This is a genomic window from Nostoc sp. EspVER01 (assembly GCF_034530635.1).
Lineage (GTDB): Bacteria > Cyanobacteriota > Cyanobacteriia > Cyanobacteriales > Nostocaceae > Nostoc.
Window position 1 is genome coordinate 15,407 of sequence record NZ_JAVRCS010000010.1, and the last position, 24,249, is coordinate 39,655.

General features: G+C 42.0%; 19 protein-coding genes and 1 pseudogene. 14 read left to right on the forward strand and 6 right to left on the reverse strand.

What is annotated here, in order from left to right:
- Together RMX69_RS10935 and RMX69_RS10940 are read left to right on the forward strand one after the other, a co-directional pair.
- A partial coding sequence (locus tag RMX69_RS10935; protein ID WP_322637484.1) for a hypothetical protein occupies window positions 1-191 on the forward strand: 191 nt, incomplete at its 5' end.
- A 95-nt stretch (window positions 192-286) separates the two neighbouring features.
- Window positions 287-3,886 carry a tetratricopeptide repeat protein gene (locus tag RMX69_RS10940; protein WP_322637485.1) on the forward strand — a complete coding sequence of 1,200 codons (3,600 nt, stop codon included), beginning with the start codon at window positions 287-289 and terminating at the stop codon, window positions 3,884-3,886.
- A gap of 187 nt (window positions 3,887-4,073) precedes the next feature.
- Here the strand turns inward: RMX69_RS10940 and RMX69_RS10945 are convergent, their stop codons facing one another.
- Window positions 4,074-4,742 carry a (2Fe-2S) ferredoxin domain-containing protein gene (locus RMX69_RS10945; RefSeq protein WP_289796823.1) on the reverse strand — a complete coding sequence of 223 codons (669 nt, stop codon included), beginning with the start codon at window positions 4,740-4,742 and terminating at the stop codon, window positions 4,074-4,076.
- Window positions 4,743-4,805: 63 nt separating this feature from the next.
- A complete protein-coding gene (locus RMX69_RS10950; protein ID WP_322637486.1) occupies window positions 4,806-5,063 on the reverse strand; it encodes an Asr1405/Asl0597 family protein in 258 nt (85 codons plus the stop codon).
- A 454-nt stretch (window positions 5,064-5,517) separates the two neighbouring features.
- Here RMX69_RS10950 and RMX69_RS10955 point away from each other — a divergent pair, with 454 nt between their 5' ends.
- The 7 genes from RMX69_RS10955 to nblB all read left to right on the forward strand — a co-directional run bounded on the left by RMX69_RS10955 (window position 5,518) and on the right by nblB (window position 14,564).
- Complete coding sequence (locus tag RMX69_RS10955) at window positions 5,518-6,072, forward strand: Dps family protein (RefSeq protein ID WP_194044835.1); 555 nt, start codon at window positions 5,518-5,520, stop codon at window positions 6,070-6,072.
- Window positions 6,073-6,681: 609 nt separating this feature from the next.
- Complete coding sequence (carB, locus tag RMX69_RS10960; RefSeq protein WP_289796825.1) at window positions 6,682-9,948, forward strand: carbamoyl-phosphate synthase large subunit; 3,267 nt, start codon at window positions 6,682-6,684, stop codon at window positions 9,946-9,948.
- Between the two features lie 596 nt (window positions 9,949-10,544).
- Window positions 10,545-11,501 (forward strand): RNA polymerase sigma factor, RpoD/SigA family, encoded by a 957-nt coding sequence (locus RMX69_RS10965; protein ID WP_094348517.1) that lies wholly within the window; start codon window positions 10,545-10,547, stop codon window positions 11,499-11,501.
- A 222-nt stretch (window positions 11,502-11,723) separates the two neighbouring features.
- Window positions 11,724-12,068, forward strand: a complete 345-nt coding sequence (locus RMX69_RS10970) for a DUF760 domain-containing protein (protein ID WP_289796826.1) — start codon at window positions 11,724-11,726, stop codon at window positions 12,066-12,068.
- A 670-nt stretch (window positions 12,069-12,738) separates the two neighbouring features.
- Window positions 12,739-13,155: an 8-oxo-dGTP diphosphatase MutT gene (mutT, locus tag RMX69_RS10975; RefSeq protein WP_289799979.1), complete on the forward strand. Its 417-nt coding sequence runs from the start codon at window positions 12,739-12,741 to the stop codon at window positions 13,153-13,155.
- A gap of 185 nt (window positions 13,156-13,340) precedes the next feature.
- Window positions 13,341-13,805, forward strand: a complete 465-nt coding sequence (locus RMX69_RS10980; RefSeq protein WP_289796827.1) for a CBS domain-containing protein — start codon at window positions 13,341-13,343, stop codon at window positions 13,803-13,805.
- Window positions 13,806-13,898: 93 nt separating this feature from the next.
- On the forward strand, window positions 13,899-14,564 hold the full coding sequence (nblB, locus tag RMX69_RS10985; protein ID WP_322637487.1) for a phycobilisome degradation protein NblB: 666 nt from the start codon (window positions 13,899-13,901) through the stop codon (window positions 14,562-14,564).
- Window positions 14,565-14,724: 160 nt separating this feature from the next.
- Here nblB and RMX69_RS10990 read toward each other — a convergent pair whose 3' ends face one another.
- Together RMX69_RS10990 and RMX69_RS10995 are read right to left on the reverse strand one after the other, a co-directional pair.
- Complete coding sequence (locus RMX69_RS10990; RefSeq protein ID WP_322637488.1) at window positions 14,725-15,402, reverse strand: PEP-CTERM sorting domain-containing protein; 678 nt, start codon at window positions 15,400-15,402, stop codon at window positions 14,725-14,727.
- Between the two features lie 555 nt (window positions 15,403-15,957).
- Window positions 15,958-16,476: a DUF456 domain-containing protein gene (locus RMX69_RS10995; protein WP_322637489.1), complete on the reverse strand. Its 519-nt coding sequence runs from the start codon at window positions 16,474-16,476 to the stop codon at window positions 15,958-15,960.
- A gap of 155 nt (window positions 16,477-16,631) precedes the next feature.
- Here RMX69_RS10995 and RMX69_RS11000 point away from each other — a divergent pair, with 155 nt between their 5' ends.
- Window positions 16,632-17,537 carry a M48 family metallopeptidase gene (locus RMX69_RS11000; protein WP_289796831.1) on the forward strand — a complete coding sequence of 302 codons (906 nt, stop codon included), beginning with the start codon at window positions 16,632-16,634 and terminating at the stop codon, window positions 17,535-17,537.
- Window positions 17,538-17,682: 145 nt separating this feature from the next.
- On the opposite strand, the gene RMX69_RS11005 is transcribed toward RMX69_RS11000, so the two are convergent.
- Together RMX69_RS11005 and rpaB are read right to left on the reverse strand one after the other, a co-directional pair.
- Entirely contained in the window at window positions 17,683-18,333 is a 651-nt protein-coding gene (locus tag RMX69_RS11005; protein ID WP_289796832.1) for a cofactor assembly of complex C subunit B, read from the reverse strand.
- Window positions 18,334-18,538: 205 nt separating this feature from the next.
- Complete coding sequence (gene rpaB, locus RMX69_RS11010; RefSeq protein ID WP_012412029.1) at window positions 18,539-19,267, reverse strand: response regulator transcription factor RpaB; 729 nt, start codon at window positions 19,265-19,267, stop codon at window positions 18,539-18,541.
- A gap of 170 nt (window positions 19,268-19,437) precedes the next feature.
- Here rpaB and radA point away from each other — a divergent pair, with 170 nt between their 5' ends.
- The 4 genes and pseudogenes from radA to RMX69_RS11030 all read left to right on the forward strand — a co-directional run bounded on the left by radA (window position 19,438) and on the right by RMX69_RS11030 (window position 24,147).
- Window positions 19,438-20,964 (forward strand): DNA repair protein RadA, encoded by a 1,527-nt coding sequence (radA, locus tag RMX69_RS11015; protein ID WP_289796833.1) that lies wholly within the window; start codon window positions 19,438-19,440, stop codon window positions 20,962-20,964.
- 103 nt (window positions 20,965-21,067) lie between these two features.
- On the forward strand, window positions 21,068-21,793 hold the full coding sequence (locus RMX69_RS11020) for a Uma2 family endonuclease (protein ID WP_322637490.1): 726 nt from the start codon (window positions 21,068-21,070) through the stop codon (window positions 21,791-21,793).
- A gap of 300 nt (window positions 21,794-22,093) precedes the next feature.
- Window positions 22,094-22,312: pseudogene (locus RMX69_RS11025) on the forward strand (Uma2 family endonuclease); the annotation flags it as partial.
- 584 nt (window positions 22,313-22,896) lie between these two features.
- On the forward strand, window positions 22,897-24,147 hold the full coding sequence (locus tag RMX69_RS11030) for a serine/threonine-protein kinase (RefSeq protein ID WP_322637579.1): 1,251 nt from the start codon (window positions 22,897-22,899) through the stop codon (window positions 24,145-24,147).
- Window positions 24,148-24,249: the final 102 nt, after the last annotated feature.

The following is a 24,249-nucleotide window of genomic DNA, read 5'->3' on the forward strand; positions in this document are numbered from 1 at the left end:
AGCCTCAGAAGGTCAACGTCGAGCCTCAGAAGGTCAACGTCGAGCCTCAGAAGGTCAACGTCGAGCCTCAAAAGGTCAACGTCGAGCCTCAAAAGGTCAAAGTTGAGCCTCAGAAGGTCAAAGTTAAGCCTCAGAAGGTCAACGTCGAGCCTCAGAAGGTCAAAGTTGAGCTTCAAAAGGTCAACGCATAAAAATTACTTAGAAAAAGTTTGATAAATTCCGAAATACACCTTGTATCTTTAGTAGTTATTTTGTAAACACTAGCACCTCAAAATAAAATCTTGTAATGAACCCGCAAAACAAGCCCAAGAGTTTACAAGATATTCTTAAGCAGCGCCAGCAATCAGGTTTTGTGGGTCGTGAAGACCAAGTAAACCAATTTCGCCAAAATTTAGCATTACCCCCAGAAGACGATCGCCGTCGTTTTCTGTATAATGTTTGGGGTCAAGGCGGAGTTGGTAAAAGTACTCTGCTGCGACAGTTTCGTAAAATTGCTGACGAAGCAAAAATCATTTCGGCTTACATCGATGAAGCTGAAAAAACTATACCAGAAGTTATGGGTCGTCTAGCAGAAGAGTTAGAACGGCAAGGTCACAAACTAACACAGTTTACAGAACGCTACAAAGTTTACCGTCAAAAGCGCCAAGAATTAGAAACCGATCCAGAAGCTCCTCAAGGTTTTTCCGCTTTTGTCGGGAAAACTATGGTAAAAACTGGTGTGCGTCTGGCGCGTCGAGTTCCCGTTGGTGGTGCTGTATTTGATTTTGTCGATGAAGATGCTTTTGCTACCCAAGCCGGAGAATGGGCATCTTATGTTGCAAAGAAAATAACGAATAAAGATGAGGTGCGATTAGTTCAAGAACCTGAAGAAGTGCTGACTCCGCTATTTTTGCAAGATATTTTTAAAATTGCAAAAGAAACTGCTGTTGTCTTGTTTTTTGATACTTATGAACGCACCGGGGAATTCTTAGATAACTGGCTACGAGAAATTTTGGAGGGTCGCCACGGTGAAGTATCTCTCAATATATTGATAACGATCGCTGGTCGGCATGAATTAGATAAAAATCATTGGGCACCTTACGAGGGATTAATAGTTCGTTTTCCTCTAGAACCCTTTACAGAAGAAGAAGCCCAACAATATCTAACTCGCAAAGGCATTACAGACAATCGTGTTGTTGAAGTAATTTTACACCTTTCTGGAAACTTACCCCTGCTAGTGGGAATGCTAGCAGATACTCATCCCAATGATCCAAACCAGGTAGTTGAGCCTTGCAACAGTGCTGTAGAACGCTTTTTAAAATGGGTTGATGACCCCAAACAGCAACAAGTGGCGCTTGATGCTGCCATTCCTCGGTGTTTGAATCGAGATGTTATAGCCAAATTAAGAACAGAAGAAGAAGCTGACGAGTTATTTACTTGGCTAAAAGAAACATCTTTTGTCAACGAACGTACCGACGGCTGGGCTTATCATGATGTGGTCAAAACCCAAATGTTACGCCACAAGCGCCTTTCATCGCCGCAAGGTTGGGCTGACATACATGGTAAGTTGGCAGAATATTATGACAGCCTGCGGAATGATTTTCAATTGGAAGAAGAGGAAAAACAGCGCGATCCTAGCTGGCAAAGTCACACATTAAACGTGTTGTATCACAACTTATGTCAGTCACCGCAAAGGAATTTATCTGTATCTCTGAATCAATTTCTTGCTGCACTCAAAAATAAACGCAAATTTGCCCAACAATATGCAGAAACGATGCTTCAGGCTGGTAAAGATGCGGATTCTGCTGAAGTTCAGCGTTGGGGTAAGCAATTAGCGAATGGGTTAAAAGCTTATGAGGAAAACCTTTATCAAGTTACATTGGAAATGTTTACCGCAGTCGTACAAAATTCTGGGATTGAGCTTAAATGGCAACCAATTGCTCTAGGTTGGCGCGGTTATACTTACCACTTAATGGAGCGCTACCCAGAAGCGCTAGAAGATTTTGACCGCGCTATTGAACTTGACCCCAAATATGACTGGGCGATCGCAAGTCGCGGTGAAACTTATTACTCAATGGAGCGTTACCCAGAGGCCCTAGAAAATTTTGACCGCGCCATTGAACTTAACCCCAAATATGACTGGGCGATCGCACAGCGCGGTTTTATTTACCGCTTAATGGAGCGTTACCCAGAAGCGCTAGAAGATTTTGACCGCGCCATTGAACTTAACCCCAAATATGACTGGGCGATCGCAAGTCGCGGTGAAACTTATCGCTTAATGGAGCGTTACCCAGAAGCACTAGAAGATTTTGACCGCGCTGTTGAACTTAACCCCAAATCTGACTGGGTGATCACACATCGCAGTTTTATTTACCAATCAATAAAGCGTTACCCAGAAGCACTAGAAGATTTTGACCGCGCCATTGAACTTAACCCCAAATCTGACTTGGCGATCGCAAGTCGCGGTGAAACTTATCGCTTAATGGAGCGTTACCCAGAAGCACTAGAAGATTTTGACCGCGCTGTTGAACTTAACCCCAAATCTGACTGGGTGATCACACATCGCAGTTTTATTTACCAATCAATAAAGCGTTACCCAGAAGCACTAGAAGATTTTGACCGCGCCATTGAACTTAACCCCAAATCTGACTTGGCGATCGCACTTCGCGGTTTTACTTACCGCTTAATGGAGCGTTACCCAGAAGCACTAAAAGATTTTGACTGCGCCATTGAACTTAACCCCAAATCTGACTTGGCGATCGCAAATCGCGGTGAAACTTACCGCTTAATGGAGCGTTACTCAGAAGCCCTAGAAGATTTTGACCGCGCCATTGAACTTAACCCCAAATCTGACTGGGTGATCACAAATCGCGGTTTTATTTACCAATCAATGAAGCGTTACCCAGAAGCACTAGAAGATTTTGACCGCGCCATTGAACTTAACCCCAAATATGACTTGGCGATCACAAATCGCGGTTTTATTTACCAATCAATGATGCGTTACCCAGAAGCCCTAGAAGATTTTGACCGCGCCATTGAACTTAACCCTAAATCTGACTTGGCGATCGCACTTCGCGGTGAAACTTACCGCTTAATGGAGCGTTACCCAGAAGCACTGGAAGATTTTGACCGCGCCATTGAACTTAATCCCAAATATGACTTGGCGATCGCACTTCGCGGTTTTACTTACCGCTTAATGGAGCGTTACCCAGAAGCACTAAAAGATTTTGACTGCGCCATTGAACTTAACCCCAAATCTGACTTGGCGATCGCAAATCGCGGTGAAACTTACCGCTTAATGGAGCTTTACCCAGAAGCCCTAGAAGATTTTAACCGTGCCATTGAACTTAACCCCAAATCTGACTGGGCGATTGCAAATCGCGGTTTTACTTACCGCTTAATGGAGCGTTATCCAGAAGCCCTAGAAGATTTTGACCACGCCATTGAACTTAACCCCAAATATGACTGGGCGATCGCACTTCGCGGTCAAACTTACCTGATGCTTAAGCTATATAATGAGGCTCTTGCAGATTTAAACTGCGCTATTGACTTACATTTTGGCAATAATTGGTATTTATATAATCGCGCTTTAGCCTACCAAGCCCTTAACCAACTAGATAAAGCACGGGCTGACTTAGCACTTGCCATCAAGCTTGCCACAGAGCATTGTAAAAAAGATTCTAAAGACTGGCTTAATGCCTTTAATTTAGCCCTTTACTATTTAGCTGATCAATATAATCAACCAGCAGAGAAGTTATATCGCTATGTTTTATCTCAAGGTGCTTCCTTAGAGCATATCCATGCAGCTATCCAAGACCTAAATGACTTTTTAACTGTTTTCCCTAACCATGTGCAGGCTACATCCATACGACAGTTGTTGCAGTCTTCTCTAACTGAGATGATGTAATTTCCAGTAAAAATATGAAGCGATGCCTGCGGTGGGCTACGCCTACGCCTCTTCATTCAAAAAACTGGCCTTAATTAAAGCCAGTTTTTTGATTTTATTGCAAACTTCTAGCGGACTTTACGGCCGAGTATTAACGGAACACACTTGAGAAGATATTATTAAGCTTTCTCATTCAAATGTCAAGATTTTATGAACTACTTCCCCAAAGTTTGCCATTAGATATCGCTACTTCCCTTAAATTCTCAGGCTGTGCTGACAAATTTTTATCGCCAAAATGCTGATTCATCAAGGCTGGAACTTGTGCAGCTTGAATTCGACTATGGCGGGTTTTATCTGGCATTACTAAATTCGGCCCAGCTTTACAGTTCTTCATACAACCAGTGCCCTTGATTGTAACTTGGTCTTCTAAACCGCGATCGCTTAAAGCCGCCTCCAACGCCTGACAAACTGCTTTACCACCGCGTTTCATACAATCAGACTTTTGACACACCAAAATCGTGGCCTTAGCCTTAGCTGGTTTTACCTTGACATTATCAATAGATGGGGGTTCTTGTGGTGTAGCGATCGTTTGAATTGTTGCTATTTCAGAACGCGCCGCCATCACACGTTCCGCTTTCAGTGTAACTTTGTCTTTTTTTATATCGTATTCTTTATAACCAACAACTTGTAGCCAAGTACCTGCTGGTAGCCGCAAATCAAAAGCAGCCCGTAAGTGTTTAGCAAGTTTAACGTAGCATTCACCCTCATGAGTACCTAGCAGTAAACCTTTCAGCTTATAGCCGTCTTTAATCACAAAATCTATAAATCTGCCCTCAAGGCAAAATTCTGATACTTCCATATTGTGAGATGCACCCATTTTTGAACCTCTTTTTAGTTAAGACAAGCTGTCAAGCGAGATATTCTCAGCAGTAGCTAAAAATTAGAACTGTTGATAACGACTTTTCCAACAACACTCAAGAGTCCAAATCTGGTCTTGACGAGAGGCTGTAAATCGCTGTACTACACTCCAAAGTTGAACAGCCGCAGTCGGATTGCTAATTTCAACTTTTAATGGCTGGTTAGCCGCACAACTACAGGGAATGTCTAACTCCTCTAAGCGTTGATAGACTTGCCAGCGGTCTACCCAATTCACCTCTACAAGGTGGTTTATTTCTATTTCTGAACTATACGATTTCAAGAGAATTGCCCTCAAAGTGCAACAAACTTGCAGTAACTACCGCCATTTAACTTCCTGCTTTTTGAAAATCTTAGTAGTCTAGCCTCTTAAAACCAGCATACCTTAAGTGCAAAGAATTCTCATTAATTTTGCAAAAAAAATAAAATTATTGCAATCTCTCATGAGAGAGATTAGGGGAATAACGAGGAGTATCAGAGCAAGGAGGCATTTACTCCTCCATCTCCCCTCACTCTCTTCGGGATGTATGCACACTTAACTTTTCATGTCAATAGTAATGAGAAATATACACAACTTGATGAGCGTGCCATAGTCCAGCCAACAATAAAGTTAAGGTTTTTAGTAAACAAAAATACAAAATCTTGTGATGGCAAATTGGCTTGCTCTTATTGTGAAAATGTTAATATGTAAAGAATGAGCAGTTAAAATCTATAATTGCTAAATAATAAGGAGAACAATGTCTGAAACGCAAACTTTGTTACGGAATTTTGGTCATGTATATGACAATCCTGTGTTGCTGGATCACAGTGTAACTGCTCCAGTTACAGAAGGATTTAATGTTGTATTAGCTAGTTTCCAGGCACTGTACTTGCAGTACCAAAAGCATCATTTTGTAGTTGAAGGCTCAGAATTTTACTCTCTGCATGAGTTTTTTAACGAAAGCTACAACCAAGTACAAGACCACGTTCATGAAATTGGAGAACGTTTAGATGGACTAGGTGGTGTGCCAGTAGCTACCTTCAGCAAATTAGCAGAATTAACCTGTTTTGAGCAAGAATCTGAAGGCGTATATTCCTCTCGCCAAATGGTGGAAAATGACCTAGCTGCCGAACAAGCAATCATTGGCGTAATTCGTCGTCAAGCTGCTCAGGCAGAGAGTTTAGGCGATCGGGGCACACGCTATCTATACGAAAAGATTTTGTTGAAAACTGAGGAACGTGCGTATCATTTATCTCACTTCCTCGCCAAAGACAGCTTAACTTTAGGGTTTGTCCAAGCAGCTCAAAGCTAAAATTCTCATAATCTAGATTTGTCTACCTAGACTGAAAGAAAAAGTTGGCAGCACCAACTATTAAAATATTATAAAAAATGGCAGAGAATGGTATCCCTATATTCTCTGCCATTTTTAATCTAAGTAAACATATTTATATAATATTTAACGTTGAAAATATTTAGCAATTAGCTAGGTTAGATAAAAATTTATCTAAGTAATCTATTTGTGTATAAATAAGTAGACAGATAAATACCAAAATAAATCATCATTTATCGGAAGAGTTATCAGATTAAATAACAAAGATTCGCAAAAACTTTAGAAATTTGAGCATCATAATTAAATAAAATTAAAAATACAAAATAATCATCGGGCATTGGGCATGGGGAAAAGGGTAAGGGGAAAAGGGTAAGGGGAAAAGGGTAAGGGGAAGATTAAATTTATTCCTTTAACCTTTAACCTTTAACCTTTAACCTGTTCCCCTGCTCCCCTGCTCCTTGTCCCCCACTCCTTGTCCCCCACTCCCTTCCTGTCATCAAACTTAGAAAACTTAATAATAAAAAGCACCAGAGGGGGTAAAGACCCTTAAAATGATCAGGATTTCTATTCTCGTATTCCAAGGCAACGACTATGCCCCGCCGTGACGACCTCCAGAAGATTCTACTGTTAGGTTCTGGTCCAATTGTGATCGGACAAGCCTGTGAGTTTGACTACTCTGGCACTCAAGCCTGCAAAGCGCTGCGAGAAGAAGGCTATGAAGTGGTTTTGGTCAACTCCAACCCTGCAACGATTATGACCGACCCGGAAACGGCCGATCGCACTTACATTGAGCCGTTAACGCCGGAATTGGTCGAAAAAGTCATCGAAAAAGAACGCCCTGATGCTTTACTACCAACGATGGGAGGACAAACCGCCCTCAATCTCGCCGTTGCTTTAGCCAAAAATGGCGTATTGGAAAAGTACGGCGTTGAGTTAATCGGCGCTAAACTCCCAGCGATCGAAAAAGCCGAAGATCGAAAGCTGTTTGGTGAAGCAATGGCAAGAATTGGGGTAGCTGTGTGTCCCAGCGACACAGCCGAATCTTTAGAAGAAGCCAAAGCTGTTGCCCGCCAAATTGGTACTTATCCGCTAATTATTCGTCCAGCTTTCACAATGGGTGGAAGTGGCGGTGGCATTGCCTACAACCAAGAAGAATTTGAAGAAATGGCACAGGTGGGTATAGATGCCAGCCCCGTTTCGCAAATTCTCATTGACCAGTCTTTACTCGGCTGGAAAGAATATGAACTCGAAGTGATGCGTGATTTGGCAGATAACGTGGTGATTATCTGCTCCATCGAAAACCTTGACCCTATGGGCATTCACACCGGGGATTCAATTACCGTCGCTCCTGCGCAAACCCTGACTGATAAAGAATATCAAAGGCTGCGGGATATGGCAATTAAAATCATCCGTGAGATAGGTGTGGAAACTGGTGGTTCTAATATTCAATTTGCTGTCAATCCGCTGAATGGTGATGTGGTTGTAATTGAAATGAACCCCCGCGTTTCCCGCAGTTCGGCTTTGTCTTCCAAAGCTACGGGTTTCCCCATCGCTAAAATGGCCGCAAAATTGGCTGTGGGCTACACCTTGGATGAAATTAAAAATGACATCACCAAAAAAACTCCCGCGTCATTTGAGCCGACAATTGACTATGTGGTGACAAAAATCCCCCGCTTCGCCTTTGAAAAATTCCCCGGTTCTGACCCAGTACTGACAACCCAAATGAAATCAGTTGGGGAAGCGATGGCTATTGGGCGGACTTTTAACGAATCCTTTCAAAAGGCATTGCGATCGCTCGAAACCGGACGCGCTGGTTGGGGTTGTGACAAAGCTGAAAAATTACCTAGCGGCGAACAAATCCGCGCCCAATTACGAACACCTAACCCCGATCGCATTTTCTCCGTGCGCCATGCCTTGCAACTAGGAATTAGTGCTGAGGAAATCTATGAACTGACTGGTATTGACCCGTGGTTCCTAGATAAATTTCAGCAACTACTAGATGTCGAGAAATTCCTGAAGCGGACACCTTTGCAGCAATTGACAAAAGAGCAACTTTATGAGGTTAAGAGGGACGGATATAGCGATCGCCAGATTGCTTACGCCACCAAAACCACTGAAGACGAAGTTCGCGCTTACCGCAAGTCGCTAGAAATTATCCCAGTTTACAAAACTGTAGATACTTGCGCGGCTGAATTTGAAGCCTTTACCCCCTACTACTATTCTACCTACGAAGAAGAAACAGAGGTAATCCCCGCAACCAAGCCAAAAGTGTTGATTTTGGGTGGTGGCCCCAACCGCATTGGACAGGGAATTGAGTTTGACTATTGTTGTTGTCATGCCGCTTATGCTTTGAAGAAAGCGGGGTATGAGACGATTATGGTCAACTCCAACCCAGAGACAGTTTCGACTGATTACGATACCAGCGATCGCCTTTACTTTGAGCCTTTAACAAAAGAAGATGTTCTTAACATCATCGAAACTGAAAATCCAGTTGGGGTAATTATCCAATTTGGCGGACAAACACCGCTGAAGTTGGCTATTCCTTTACAAGAGTTTCTTAACAATGACACTTCTGGACTGCTCACCAAAATCTGGGGTACATCACCAGATTCCATCGATATGGCAGAAAACCGGGAACGGTTTGAAAAGATTCTCCAACAGTTGAATATTGCCCAACCGCCCAACGGTATCGCGCGGAGTTACGAAGATGCGCTGATTGTTGCTAAACGCATTGGCTATCCGGTGGTGGTGCGTCCCAGCTATGTGTTGGGTGGACGGGCGATGGAAATCGTCTATTCTGATGCTGAGTTGGAACGCTACATGACCTTTGCGGTACTAGTGGAACCAGAACATCCAATTTTGATTGATAAGTTTTTGGAAAACGCGATTGAAGTTGATGTCGATGCGATCGCCGATCATACGGGACGGGTGGTAATTGGTGGTATCATGGAACACATTGAACAAGCGGGGATTCACTCAGGAGATTCCGCTTGTTCTTTACCTTCCATTTCTCTATCACCAGCAGTTCTCAATCAAATTCGCACTTGGACGGTGCAGCTAGCACAAGCGCTTTCAGTCGTAGGGTTGATGAATATCCAATTTGCTGTTGTGGGTGCAAGCAGCTATTCTCCCCAAGTTTACATTCTAGAAGCTAATCCCCGCGCTTCCCGTACAGTACCTTTTGTATCTAAAGCGACAGGCGTACAGTTGGCGAAATTAGCATCCTTAATTATGTCGGGTAAAACCTTAGAGGAGCTACATTTCACCGAAGAAGTCATCCCAACTCATATTGCTGTAAAAGAAGCTGTATTACCCTTTAATAAATTCCCAGGAACTGATACAATATTGGGCCCAGAAATGAGATCCACTGGTGAGGTGATGGGGATTGACAGCGACTTTGGCCGTGCTTTTGCCAAAGCGGAATTGGGTGCTGGGGAGCGTTTACCGCTAACGGGAACTGTATTTGTATCAATGAGCGATCGCGATAAAGCTGCTGCAAGTGGTGTAGTGAAGGAATTTATCGATTTGGGCTTTACAGTGATGGCTACCCTTGGTACACGCCGAGTTCTTCTGGAACAGGGGCTAAATATTGAATTAGTCTTAAAACTCCATGAAGGTCGTCCCCACGTCCTTGATGCGATCAAAAACCAGAAAATCCAACTTATTATCAACACACCTTCCGGGGAAGAAGCCCAGACTGATGCTAGGTTAATCCGCCGCACAGCCTTAGCTTACAAAATTCCCATCATTACTACCATCGCCGGTGCAAAAGCTACCGTCGCCGCCATCCGTTCCTTACAAAATACGACTTTGGACGTAAAAACTATCCAAGAGTACTGCCCGATTGCGAGGGTGTAGGGAAGCAGAAGGGCAGGGGGGCAGGGGAGCAGGGGAAGATGGGGGGACAAGAGGACAAGGGGGTAAACAAAACTCTTAACTCCTAACTCAGCACTCCGTATTCCTAATACCCCATGCCCAATTCCCAGAAAAAATTAAACAATTGTTAGAAGAGAATGAATATAGTTCTCATTGAGATACTTTAACAAATATGAGGAAAATTATTTGAACCAGATAATTTCTTAAATTGACTTTTAGTCAGCCTTAAGATAGAGGGCAACGTTGCATTAACTGGAAAAACCAGTAGATTTCATGTCGTTATCTAGCCAAAATCTTCTCATAAATGTTACAATTGTTCATAGGACTTCCATAAAAAATGTTTAAAAAGCAACCTTTTATCTAACTGTAGATACTTGTGAAAACTAGGAAATAACTGTAGTTTTAGCAGTTAACAAGCCTAAATTTGATGATTATGAGCAGCCGAGTTTCTCAGGCGCGTAAGTTGCAAACCATAACATGGGTTCCCAGTCTGACTGGGTAGCACCCTAATAAATAAAGAAAGCATCTATCCCTTAATGACCCTACCGCCAACCCCATCATTACCAAAGAGTAGCGCCATGAAGACCGCTCAGACAGCCACAGACCTCGTGCGGACTTACCTGCGTGAGATTGGCCGTGTGCCACTCTTAACACACGAGGAAGAGATTTTCTATGGTAAACAGGTGCAACGTTCCTGTGCTTTGCACGAATCAAGAGAATCTCTTGCCACTCAGCTAGATCGTCAACCGACTCTAGAAGAGTGGGCCACAGCAACAAACCTAGAACCAGCAGAGTTGAACGAAGCGATCGCAGATGGTGAAATTGCCAAACGCAAGATGGTAGAAGCCAATTTGCGGCTGGTAGTGTCCGTTGCCAAAAAATACATCAAGCGCAACGTTGATTTACTGGACTTGATCCAAGAAGGTAGCATTGGTATGCAACGGGGCGTAGAAAAGTTTGACCCCACCAAAGGGTACAGATTTTCTACTTATGCCTATTGGTGGATTCGGCAAGCGATTACTCGTGCTATAGCCGAAAAAGCTCGTACCATTCGGCTGCCTATTCATATCACCGAAAAATTAAATAAGATTAAAAAGGCACAGCGCCAATTGTCTCAAAAGTTGGGACGCGCTCCTACGGCTGGGGAGCTAGCTGAAGAATTAGAATTGACCCCCAAACAAGTACGAGAGTATTTAGAAAAAGCGCGTTTGCCTCTTTCCTTGGATTTGCGGCTGGGTGATAACTACGACACCGAACTCGGAGAAATGCTGGAAGATCCAGGGGCTTCTCCCGAAGAGTTTGTTATGCAATCCTCCCTATCTTATGACTTAGATCGTCTGATGGGCGATCTCACACCACAACAGAGGGAAGTAATCACACTGCGCTTTGGCTTAACTGATGGGCAAGCCCTGACTCTGGCTAGAATTGGTGAAATATTGAACATCAGTAGAGAACGAGTCCGACAAATTGAACGGGAAGCCTTAAGCAAACTTCGCAAGTCTAAAGCCAATATGGATGAATATTTGGCAAGTTAGAAGTTAGGAGTGATGAGTTTGTAATTAACTCCCCACTCCTCACTTATTTATTTGGGTGAGAAAATACGCTGACTTTGGTACGGTTACACCCACTTCCACTCTTACGCGAGGCTGTTACATTAGTTGACAGGAAGACAAAATAACTAAGTCAAATCCAAAACAGACATTTAATATTCAAATCACAAGCACCGCAGCTAATAGTGGTAGTTAAGGAGCTAAAAAATGAGTAACCCATCCAATCGTGTCTCAGAATTTTTTAATAGCGAATCAGAAACTAACGATTTACTCTGGCAGTACGTTAAATCCTTGAGTCCAGAGACAGTTACCCAGCTATCCAAACCCACATCTGCCGAAGTGTTTCAGGTGATGGAACGGAATATTACAGGACTATTAGGTAATCTACCTTCAGAACACTTTGGTGTTACTGTAACCACAAATCGCGAAAATCTAGGTAGGCTTCTTGCTTCTGCGATGATTAGTGGTTATTTCTTGCGTAACGCTGAACAGAGAATGAATTTTGAAATGGCGCTACAAGGATCTGAAACCGACAACAGCGAAATTGAGTAGAAATGTAAAATTTTGGAAATTCAATCAATATTGTTGGGCTGAGAGCTAGTCAGAGTTACGGCGATACGAATTGAAAATAAGTCTCTGCGAAATCTTTGCCGCTAATTTCCGCTTATACATCAGCTAAGTTTTTTTAAATATCCAAAATAGTGACGCATTGAGGTTAAAATTTCAATGCAGAGGAACGCGGAGTCTTTGATTTCGCTTCTCTGTAAACTCCTGTAATTTTGTGATTAATTCAATCAATTATATGATGTCAGGGATGTCATGCTAGTTAGTTATAACTCCCGAACCTATGCAGAAAGCATAAAAATTCCTCTCCTGTAAGGAACTTCCAAGAAATAAATTATCCAATCTTGTGGGGTGGGCATCTTGCCCGCCTTTGACTATGGGCTATCGTGTCGCCCACCCCACAATAAATAGTTGTATATTTTTTATTTGGAAGTCCCTAAGCCTTTTTACGGTTTGAATAATAAGTCTTTAACCGAATATGATATTAGAGGCTTATTCATAAATGATGAATGCACATTTGTGGATAAACGAACAGTGCTAAATGACCTTTGCAATAAATCAAAACTCGGCAGAGTTACAACTAGTCTGCCGAGTTTTGTTATTAGTCAAGAGTCAAAATTCAGGAATTCTTTCTCTACTCCCTACTTCCCATGCAATTATGAATGAAACTAGTTCTTTCCCACCCCATAAAATCATTGGTGTTGCAGTAATTTGGAATGACCAAAAGCAAATTTTAATTGACCGCCGTCGTCCAGAAGGAGCGATGGGTGGTTTGTGGGAATTTCCTGGTGGTAAAATTGAGCCTGGTGAAACCATCCAAGAATGTATTCAACGGGAAATTTCCGAAGAACTGGGAATAGTGATTGAAGTAGGAGAGCATCTGATTACTATTGACCACAGCTATACAAACTTACGCGTTACCCTCACAGTACATCACTGTCGCCATCTTACAGGTATCCCCCAACCTTTGGAATCTGATGAAATTCGCTGGGTAAGTTTGGAAGAACTGGAGCATTTTACTTTTCCGAAAGCAAATACTCAAATTATTGCTGCATTGAAAGGAAGTGGGGGCTAGGAAAGAAGCATAGGGAGCAGGGGAGCAGCACTTCGGCTACGCTCAGTGACCGAGGAGCAGAGGAGAATAATTAATAACCAATGCCCAATGACAAATCCCGTAACAATCTATTAATTGCATCAGGTTGAGTCCCGCAATTTTCTACAATAGGCGCAGGGACTTTGATTTAAGGTGTCAGCAAATAAATGCCTAAAACCGTTGCCGATGTGATGAGCCGCGATCCTATTGTTGTCCGGGAGGAAACTCCACTCAAGGAAGCTATCCAAATTCTCGCAGAACGCCATATCAGCGGACTACCTGTTGTGGACGATCTCGGTAAATTGGTGGGCATTATCTCGGAAACCGATTTGATGTGGCAAGAAACTGGTGTTACTCCACCTGCGTACATTATGTTTCTTGATAGTGTTATCTATTTAAAAAATCCTGCTACGTATGACCGTGATTTGCACAAGGCTCTAGGGCAAACCGTTGGGGAGGTGATGAGTAAAAACCCGATCGCTATTTCCCCTGATAAAACTTTAAAAGAAGCAGCTACAATCATGCACGATCGCAGCGTTCACCGCTTGCCAGTACTTGATATTACAGGTCAAGTAATTGGTATTCTCACTCGTGGTGATATTATTCGGGCTATGGCTGCTAGTCAAGATTAGTCAGTTGTCATTAGTTAATAGTCAAGATTTTTTTGACCCTTGAGTATTAACTAATGGCTGTTTTTTATACATTTGAAAATCAAGGATAACTAAATGAGTATTACTCCGGAGTCTGTTAAGCAATTGCTCAGTTCTGAGGATTTAGGCGATCGCTTACGTGCAGTAAATCAAATCCGCGAATTGGAACCTGCGATTGGCTTTGAATTAATTCAAAGTGCTATTGGCGATCGCAATTCCCGTGTCCGTTACTCAGCGGTGAGTCAAATGGATACACTTGGAACCCAAGATTTACAGTTATCCTTGGATATCTTGCGCGATCGCTTGCTTCATGACTCCGAAGTAGATGTACAAGCAGCAGCAGCAGACTGTTTGGGCGCTCTAAAATTAAGCGAAGCTTTTGAAGATTTACAGCAGCTTTATCATACAACCGGTGAATGGCTAATACAATTCAGTATTATTGCTACATTAGGAGAGCTGGGCGATCCACGAGCCTTTGAACTACTTAAAGAGGCACTTTTATCAGAAAACGAATTAGTCCAAACTGCTGCTATTAGTTCTTTGGGTGACTTGGGAGATGTACAAGCAGTTCCTCTGTTGGCTCCCTATGCTACCAACCCGGATTGGCAAATTCGTTACAGGCTTGTACAAGCCTTGGCTCGTTTAGATAATCCAGAAGCCAAATCAATATTAGAAATTCTGGCTAATGATAAAGTAGATGCGATCGCAAGCGAAGCTAAAAATTCTTTGCAGTCAGTTTAAGTCTATCTAAGGTTAATAAAATTCACCTTTAATATAGATTTGTCTGGCAGTATAAAAAATTCGACCTGGTTGGGAAAATTTTGCATTCCAGCCAGATCGAATAGATAAATTAGAGTTACTTTTAGCAATTAAAAGTAACTTTTTTATATTTAGGATAGGACTATTGAAGAATACTTTTGCGACGGCGAGACATAACCATGCCAGCACCAACTAAACCTAAACCTAACATTGTGGTTGGCTCAGGAACACTAACTGCTTCGAGAGTTAAATGGTAAGTGCTTCTAGCTCCATTAACAGAAGCACCCAAATTGCCAGCCGCAATAGTTTTTCCATTGAAATTAAATTTGCCCGTAATCCCATCCAATATTACGTCATTAATGTTAGTAGCCGATTTCCGAATTCTGGTAACTACAGAATCATCTAGATCAAAGGTAAGAAGCGCAGTAGTACTACCCAAGGTTCGCGATCCGAAATTAATGAATGGAGTGTAAACGCCTGTAGAATATGTAGCGCTTGTGGTTGTTCCCACTGTTGGTAGATTAGCTATCTTTGTTAAATTTAGAGTGTTAATGGTAATACCTGTGCCTGATAAAGTTGGTGAGAAGAATTCAAAATCACCATCAGGATCAACACCATCAACATCGACAAATTGAATGCTAGTGGTATCTGGATTGATTCCATCACTAGGAACGATAGATGTACCATTAAGACCAATACTTCCGCTCAGGGTTACAGCTTGAGCCGAACCAGCAGAGGTAAATATTCCAGCAGTAGCCAAGGGGATTGCAAAAGTAGCTGCTAGAGTTGCGTTTACTAATTTAGATTTAAAATTAATCATGATCCTTTGAGAGTCCTAATAATAACCTGGAACAGAGAAATTGATTGCTTAACCTTTACTATCAGTAATCTATTTAAAATACTGTCAGTGAAAGCGAAACTTGCGTGATGTATTTCTTATCTCCATAAAATCACATAGACTTAGAACCTGCAATATTTACTGAGTGGTCTTCATCACATCTTCAACTAATAAGTAGTCTTCATAAAATTTTAATTTCTTACATATCTGCGCTTCGTATATCTCTTACTCTCTAGGGTTTCAATTATTGGCATTCGCTGTGACTTTAAGAAAAATTATTTACGTAATTCAATAAAATAGTAGCTTTTTATACGTATAGTTACTAAACTATATTTTAGATAAATGGAGTATGCACTGTATCTATAATCTTTCTAGTTATCAGTATTTAGTGAAACGGTTCCTCTCATAGAATAAATGGGAGGAACCGCTGTATTTGTTTGCTATGAATAGTCTTTGCGATCAAATTGAATGTTTGTAATCAAACAGCTAACTGCTAGCTATTGCCGCTATTCTCAAATCTGTCTGCTTTTTCAAATGCTAAGAGCCAAATACCTGTGGCCAGGTTGTTACAACAAAAACTACAACTGCGGCGATCGCTAACAACCCTTGAATCAAATTTCCAACCAAAGATCCGACTACAATCCCTATACCTGCTTTAACTGCTAACCCAAATTCACGTCGGTACAGATACTCACCAATAATTGCTCCCAAAAGCGGGCCTAGTAAAATTCCTAACAGTGGCCCCCCAAAAGGTAAAGTTGGCAATAATCCCAAAAATCCTACCACCAAACCAACAATTGCGCCAATTTGCCCCCACTTGCTAGCTCCGGCTTGCTTTGCTCCTACGTAGCTAGCTAAAAAATCTACTCCGATACTGAGCAGTAAAACTATAATTGTCACAATTAGTGGAATTTTGATAGCTGCAAAGGAACTACTAACAATTCCCCAGATGATAATTGCAATTAAAATTAAGCTGCTACCGGGAATGGCTGGAACTACAGCACCAATAATACCCACAAACATTACAGCAACTAATAGCCAATAAATAATTTGCATAGATCAATTGTAAATTTCCAAATTTTCTCATAGGGATGCACATCTGTGCGTCTCTACTGTTTATTCTATCTGGGTAAGATAGCGAAAAATACTTAGTACACTGTGGTGCAAGTTTGCCTAATGCTTCTAAACTGCTATTAAAAAGCTCAAAACCTATGACGAGAAAAATATTAACTGGACTAAGTTCGGAAGCATACGAACACCCCTTCGATCGCAAAGCCTTGGCTTCTTTGCAAAATATGCCCGGTGTCTCCTTGCTACTCAAAAAAATTAACGAATACGGTATCGATCGCCTACTCAGACTGCAAAGCCTTGGTAGTGAAATCAGAATTTCGCCCCGTAATTTTCCCGAATTACATCAAGCATTTGTAGAAACCTGCCAAATTCTTGATGTTGCTCCACTTCCTGAATTGTATCTATTTCGAGGCACAGGTCACATTGAAACCTACATTGTTGGCGTGGAAAAACCCCTTGTCGGTATCAATTTAGATGCAATGGAGTGGCTTGGCGCAGATGAGTTGCTTTATGTTTTCGGACACGAAATCGCTCGCATCAAAAGTCAGCACATGGTTTATCACCAAATGGCAATTGTGATGCCAACGTTGAAAAATTTGTTGAGCAGTACCACATTGGGTGTCGGTGGCTTGGTAGCTGGTGGAATGGAACTAGGTTTGTATAATTGGCGGATGATGGCTAGGTTCACTGCCGATCGGGCTGCTTTGCTTGCTTGTCAGGATATTGACGTAGCAACTACTACACTGATGAAACTCGCGGGTTTACCAGATGAGTACTTGACTACTGCTGTAATTGAAGATTTCCTCGTTCAAGCCCGTGAATTTGCATCCAATAACTTTGATAGCGTGGATAAAGTCACTAAAATATTAAGCTATACAGAGCCTGGGCTTTCTTGGATAGTTATGCGGGCTGGCGAATTATTAAAATGGGTTGATTCAGGAGCTTATGATAATTTAATTCAACAGACAAATTTAAAGACACCAGAAAAACTAGAAGAAAAAACACCGGAAGAAAAAGAAGGTTGGAATTTTTTGACTTCTTGGTAATTGAATTTTAAGTTTTAGATTTTAGATTTAAAAATTAAATTTAAAATACGCTTGTGACAGTCAATAACTTGCTAATACAGATTAGCTGTGAGCTGCTTCCAAACAAGGGGCTTAAGCCCCTTGTCTCACTCAAATTGGCTGACTTCTAGCTGATTACCGAAGTACTAAGAGTAACGGCTAGCTTATCAGCAATTCCCGCAATCCAGTTTTCATCTTGTTTGGTGTAACTGCGAGGAGCATTTGCTCCCAAAATTAATGCACCTTGGTTGCCAATAGGTTGACAAATTACACCTTGAGTATTTTCTGGTAAATAATCAAATTCGAGCCTACCTGGATATATTTTTAGAGCAACTAGATAAATCGGTTTTTGTTTTTCGAGTACCTGTTTTAAGATTACTCCTGGTACAACCTCAGATTTAGTACCCAGAATCCCACGACGCAACAAAACTTTACCTTGATAAAAAACCACAAGCGATCGCGTTACTGTATTAGTCAACAATAAATGAGATGCCCAGGCTAGCTCTGTTTTCACGGCTTCGGGCAAATCTGCTGCCAGTACAAAACCTTCTTCTCCAATTAGTTCTACAATATCAGGCGATCGCGGCTGAACTTGCTGCCAAATTAAACCCGTCAAAATTAATACCGCACTCAAAATTACGCCTACTACATCACCACGCGATTGAGACTGGGTTAATTCCGGTGTCAAGAAACGGTTAATCAATAAAAGTACAGCGCCTAGCCCACCCACAACAATAGGTAGACGCCGCAAAACGCGATTAGGATCGGGTTTAGTCATTTGTCATTTGTCATTTGTCATTGGGCGTTAGGAGTGCTGAGTGCTGTTAGCGTCAGCGGGGTGTTGAACCAGTGCTGAGTGCTGAGTTAGGAGTTAAGAGTTCGGAGTTTTATTTATCTCTTTGTCCCCTTGTCCTTTCATCTCCTTCATCTCACCTGCTCCCTGCCCCCTGCTCCCCTGCTCCCTGCTCCCCTGCCTCATCTCCTTACTCCTCTCCTGGTTCAATAATTCGCTGGAAAAGATAACCAGTACCTCGTGCGGTGAGAATCAATTCTGGGTTGCTAGGATCGTCTTCTAATTTTGCCCGCAAACGTGATATATGCACATCTACTACGCGGGTATCTACATGACGTTCAGGTGTATAACCCCATACTTCCTGTAAAATTTCCGAACGAGAAAAAGCTTCTCCAGAACGACTGACTAACAACTCTAACAAGCTGAACTCCATACCTGTCAATCGAATCCGCTCATCGCCTTTGTAGACTTGTCGCTTATTCGTATCGATTTTAATATTAGCGACATGGATTACCCCAGAACTGGGAATTCCAGAAGCTCCGTTTTTATCTACTCGCCGCAGCACCGAGCGAATCCGGGCTTCTAGCTCCTTGGGGGAAAATGGTTTAACTACATAATCATCAGCACCCAATTCTAACCCGGTGATGCGATCGGCGACATCACCCAAGGCTGTTAGCATAATAATGGGGACATCTGATTCTTTTCGTAATTCTTGACATACACCATAGCCGTCTAGCTTTGGCATCATTACATCTAAAACTACCAGATCAGGCTCAGTTTTGCGAAAAGTTTCCAAAGCTTCTTCCCCGTCGCCAGCCGTCACTACATCGTAGCCAATCATGGAAAGGCGTGTTTCCAAAATCCGGCGAATGCTGGCTTCGTCGTCTACCACCAAGATTTTTTCTTTATGGCTTTCCAAGTTTCTCTAGGCTCCTTGACTAAAAATTTACATGATTAATTTTTAATACCATAATATTAAGATATCATTCCATGAATTGATTTGGAAAAAGCTCTAAATACCACTATTATTAGTTTCTAGTTTTTTTCAAGAATTAAGTAAATATTAAGATTATTTAATAAGATTTAAGAATGGCAAAGCCAAAAACCTTTTTCACTTGTAACGAATGTGGAGCAGAATCGCCCCAGTGGTTTGGTAAGTGTCCAGCTTGCGGCACTTACAACTCTCTAGAAGAACAAATTTCGATTCAATCCTCAGTAGATGTACCCAGTCGAGGGGGGGTAAGTAGTTGGCAATCCGCTCAAGGCAATGGCAAATCTCATAATAAACCAGCTAAAGCGCGAGCCTCTTTAACATTCGACCAAATTACCGATCGCCAAATCGCTCGCTGGGAGTCTGGTTATGGGGAATTAGATCGAGTGCTTGGAGGTGGGGTTGTCCCTGGCTCTATGGTGCTGATTGGTGGCGATCCAGGTATTGGTAAATCGACTTTATTGTTGCAAGTATCTAATCAATTAGCGCAGAAATACCGCATCCTTTACGTAACTGGCGAAGAATCGGGACAGCAGGTAAAATTACGAGCTTCCCGTTTGGGAGTATCAAAACCCCTAAGTGTGGTTAATGAGGAGAAGGTAACAGTAGTAGTAGATCCTACATTACCCATAGACCCTGACAGTATAGGTGCAGATTTATATGTACTGCCAGAAACAGATTTAGAAGAAATTTTACGGGAAATAGATTCTCTCAAGCCAAATGTGGCGGTGATTGATAGTATCCAAACGGTGTTTTTTCCAGCGCTGACTTCTGCACCAGGTTCAGTCGCTCAGGTACGGGAATGTACAGCAGCACTGATGAAGGTGGCGAAGCACGAAGATGTCACCATGCTGATTGTGGGACACGTTACTAAAGAAGGAGCGATCGCGGGGCCTAAAGTTTTAGAACATTTAGTCGATACAGTGTTGTATTTTGAAGGCGATCGCTTTGCTTCCCATCGGTTATTACGGACAGTGAAAAACCGCTTCGGCGCAACTCACGAAATCGGCATCTTTGAAATGGTGACAGATGGATTGCGAGAAGTCTCCAACCCCTCAGAGCTATTTTTAGGCAACCGTGACGATCCAGCGCCAGGTACGGCAATTGTGGTTGCTTGCGAAGGTACTCGCCCGATTGTCGTGGAATTGCAAGCTTTAGTGAGTCCTACCAGCTACCCCTCACCCCGTCGTGCTGGTACTGGTGTAGATTACAACCGCTTGGTACAAATTCTCGCCGTCTTAGAAAAACGGGTGGGAATTCCCATGTCGAAGTTAGATTCTTACGTTGCGTCTGCGGGTGGGTTGAATGTGGAAGAACCGGCAGTAGATTTGGGAATTGCGATCGCAATTGTCGCTAGTTTCCGCGATCGCATTGTCGATCCCGGTACAGTATTAATCGGTGAAGTTGGCTTAGGTGGACAAGTGCGATCGGTTTCCCAAATGGAACTGCGGTTAAAAGAAGCTGCTAAGTTGGGATTTAAAAGAGCGATCGTGCCCAAAGGGACAAAATTCCCCGATTTAAATATTGAGATATTACCAGTCTCTAAAGTCATAGATGCAATTATCGCCGCCATCCCGCATCAGGAATTGACAGCCGACGATTTAGAACCCGATGAAGATCAGTAAGGATAACGGGGGAGATGAAGGAGATGAGGGGGAATAACTCCTAACTCTTCACTCCTAACTCCTAACTCAACAGTCCCTTTTACACCCCAAAGGACAATCCACCATGACAACCCTCACCCAAGACTACAAAATCACTTGGGAAAAACTACCTGATGATTACAAACTCCCTGACGATCCAGTGGATAACATCAACCAACCAGCCTTAGCTGCTGCACTCACAGAAAGCCTACAATTAGCCGGAAAAATTTCAGCTAACACCTTAACAACAACTAATTACGGTATTTGTGCCACTCTAAACAACAAAATGGTCATTAAAGCCCCTGATTGGGCTTTCATTGCCAAAATTAATGTTAGTAGAGAAGAAGTAACACGCAGTTATACACCTCAATTACAGGGTGACATTCCCGTAATTGTGATGGAATTTATTTCTGATACACAGGAGACAGAGTATTCTATCAAAGCGACATATCCCCCAGGAAAATGGTTTTTCTATGAGCGCATCTTAAAAGTACCAAACTACATTATTTTTGAGCCAGATAGCGGCAGTTTAGAGATGTATCGCTTAACCACAGAACAGTACATTTTGCAAGAGCCTGATGAAAATCAACGCTATTGGATAGCCGAAATCAATCTTTACCTTGGAGTGTCGCAAGGTACTCGTGAAAACCGCACAGGAAAGTGGTTAAGGTGGTGGGATGAACAAGGAAACCTTTTACCTTGGGGAACAGAATTAGCCGCACAAGAACGCCAACGCACCGAACAAGAACGTCAACGTGCTGAACGACTAGCAGCACAATTGCGGGCGGCAGGGATTGAACCAGAGATGTGATGACTTATTTTAGGAAAAATTGAAAGCCATAGATCCCCGACTTCTTTGAGAATTCGGGGATTTTGTTTCTCACAAATAATTAAGTAGTGCTGAATACCAGTTGTTAGGCCAATACGGTTCAGTTAAGCATTGTTTTCCTCTCTCTGTTCCCTCTGTGCCTCTGCGGTTCGTTAAAAAAATTGACTTTGATAAAGAGTTTTAGCCTTAACTGAACCATATTGGTTGTTAGGCAAGATGAGGATTTACTAACTGCGATGTCTACGACGGGCTACGCCTACGCAATAGGTTGATTACGATTGATGGCAAGGTTCATTTCGAGATATTGAAAGGTTGTGGTTAAGGTGGTTCACTTTGACAGGAGAATTAATTCCTGAACCCACAGAGGAAGCCGCTGCTGCAACTGAACGAGCTATCATTGCGGAACAAGAAGTTGCTCAAGCCAAAGGAAAAGTAGAACAATTAACAGAACGTTTGCGTCAGTTAGGCGTGAATCCTGATGAACTAGATGAATTCTTGTAGCTTTACAAGTCTTTTCTGATACGCAGTATGATTTTCTGCTTTTGAAGAGTTACCTGCACTAAAAACTTTGATAGCTGATACCGAAGCAGCTATCTGATAACGATATTGGCTCCCATAAAGATTAATTTTTGAGAGCGATCGCATATTTAGCACTTGAAATACATATAATATTCCTTTCGGCAAGTCTATAGCAAACCTCAGTTTTTATGAAAAATCATGATGTCACGCTATATCCTTACTGTTCCTCAACTCAGTTTCAATTGGGTTACTAAGGGGAAAATAAGGTTCAGCAGCAAATCTCAAAGGCGATGCCTTGAACATTTGCAGATATTACCGCAGACACTGATTATGTGGCGGCGGCTAAAATACTTAAGTATGAGTAGTACGAGCTAACTACCCAGGTTAAAATTGTCTATTTGGTAACACAAGACCATCAGAAAATTGTAGAAAAGTGTATTTCCTTGTCTCGATAGTGATGCTAACCTCAATTTAAAGGATGTTATCAGCCTTTATCTGCTAGAGTTTCTGACTTTCAGCAAATTAGATAATTTATCAATAACAAAATCGCTAGGAGTGCGATGATGATGTCACAGTCCCCTATGACAAGACCAGAAATAGCTGCTGGAACTCTAATCGATAACCGCTATATTATCCAAAAACTTCTAGGACAGGGAGGATTGGGACGAACTTACTTAGCATTTGACACTCGTCGGTTTAATGAAGCCTGTGTTCTCAAAGAATTTGCACCCATTGGCACCGGCGAAAGTGGACTGGAACAATATCGTAACTTATTTAAAAGAGAAGCAAAAATTCTTCATCAATTGCAACATCCTCAAATTCCCAAGTTTTTGGCTTGCTTTGAAGGAGATGGCCGGCTATTTTTAGTACAAGAGTATGTTGACGGTAAAACATATTCAAGACTGCTAGGAGAACTTCAACGTCAAGGAAGAAATTTTTCTGAAGACGAAGTTATACAGTGGCTAAAGAATCTGCTGCCTGTTTTGGAATATGTCCATCAGCACAATATTATCCATCGAGATATTTCTCCAGACAACATCATGTTACCCGATGGCAAGGATCTGCCAGTGCTGATTGATTTCGGGGTAGGCAAGCAAATTGCTGATATTAACGAGGGGAGAAGTTCCAACCACCAAATAACGTTTGTTGGCAAAATGTCCCTTGTAGGCAAAGTTGGATATGCTCCCCGCGAACAGATTAGTTTGGGTTTATGTTCACCCTCTAGCGATCTTTATGCTTTGGGTGTAACTGCTATTGTATTACTCACTGCTAGAGATCCATCTTTACTAATGGATCAATACTCACTTGAATGGAACTGGCGTGATTATACCTATGTTACTGATGGGTTTGCTCAAGTACTTGATTGTATGTTGGAAGATAGACCTAATAAGCGATACCAAACAGCCAGCGAAGTTCTTAGAGATTTAGAGCGTATTGGAGAACCAGAAATAGCAATATCTTCTGCAATCATGGTTGATGATTTGCCAGCCACGGTATTTAACCCTGAATTTCAGGCTATGTCAGCCATATCGCAGTCATATAACCAATCTGAAGAAACAATTTTTAGTTCACCGACTAGTCCACAAAATGGGCGGCGAATTGAACAACAGCAACAACAATCCTCACTCCAACCAGCATTTATCAAACATTGCCAGCAAGAATTAGCCTACCACATCGGTCCAATGGCAAATCTGATTATAGAAGAAATACTAGCTCACAATCCTTATATTTCAGCTGACCAATTTATTGAACTTGTAACTAAGGAAATTCCTAACTTTCAAGCAGCTTTTGAATTCAAAAAAAGCTTATTTTCATAGAGATTTAGACATCATGAAATTGAGGAATAATTTTTTATCTCTTAACTAATTCTGTAAGTTGAAGTCAAGAGAGCTAATAAAAGTAACAAGGTTTTTTGGCAA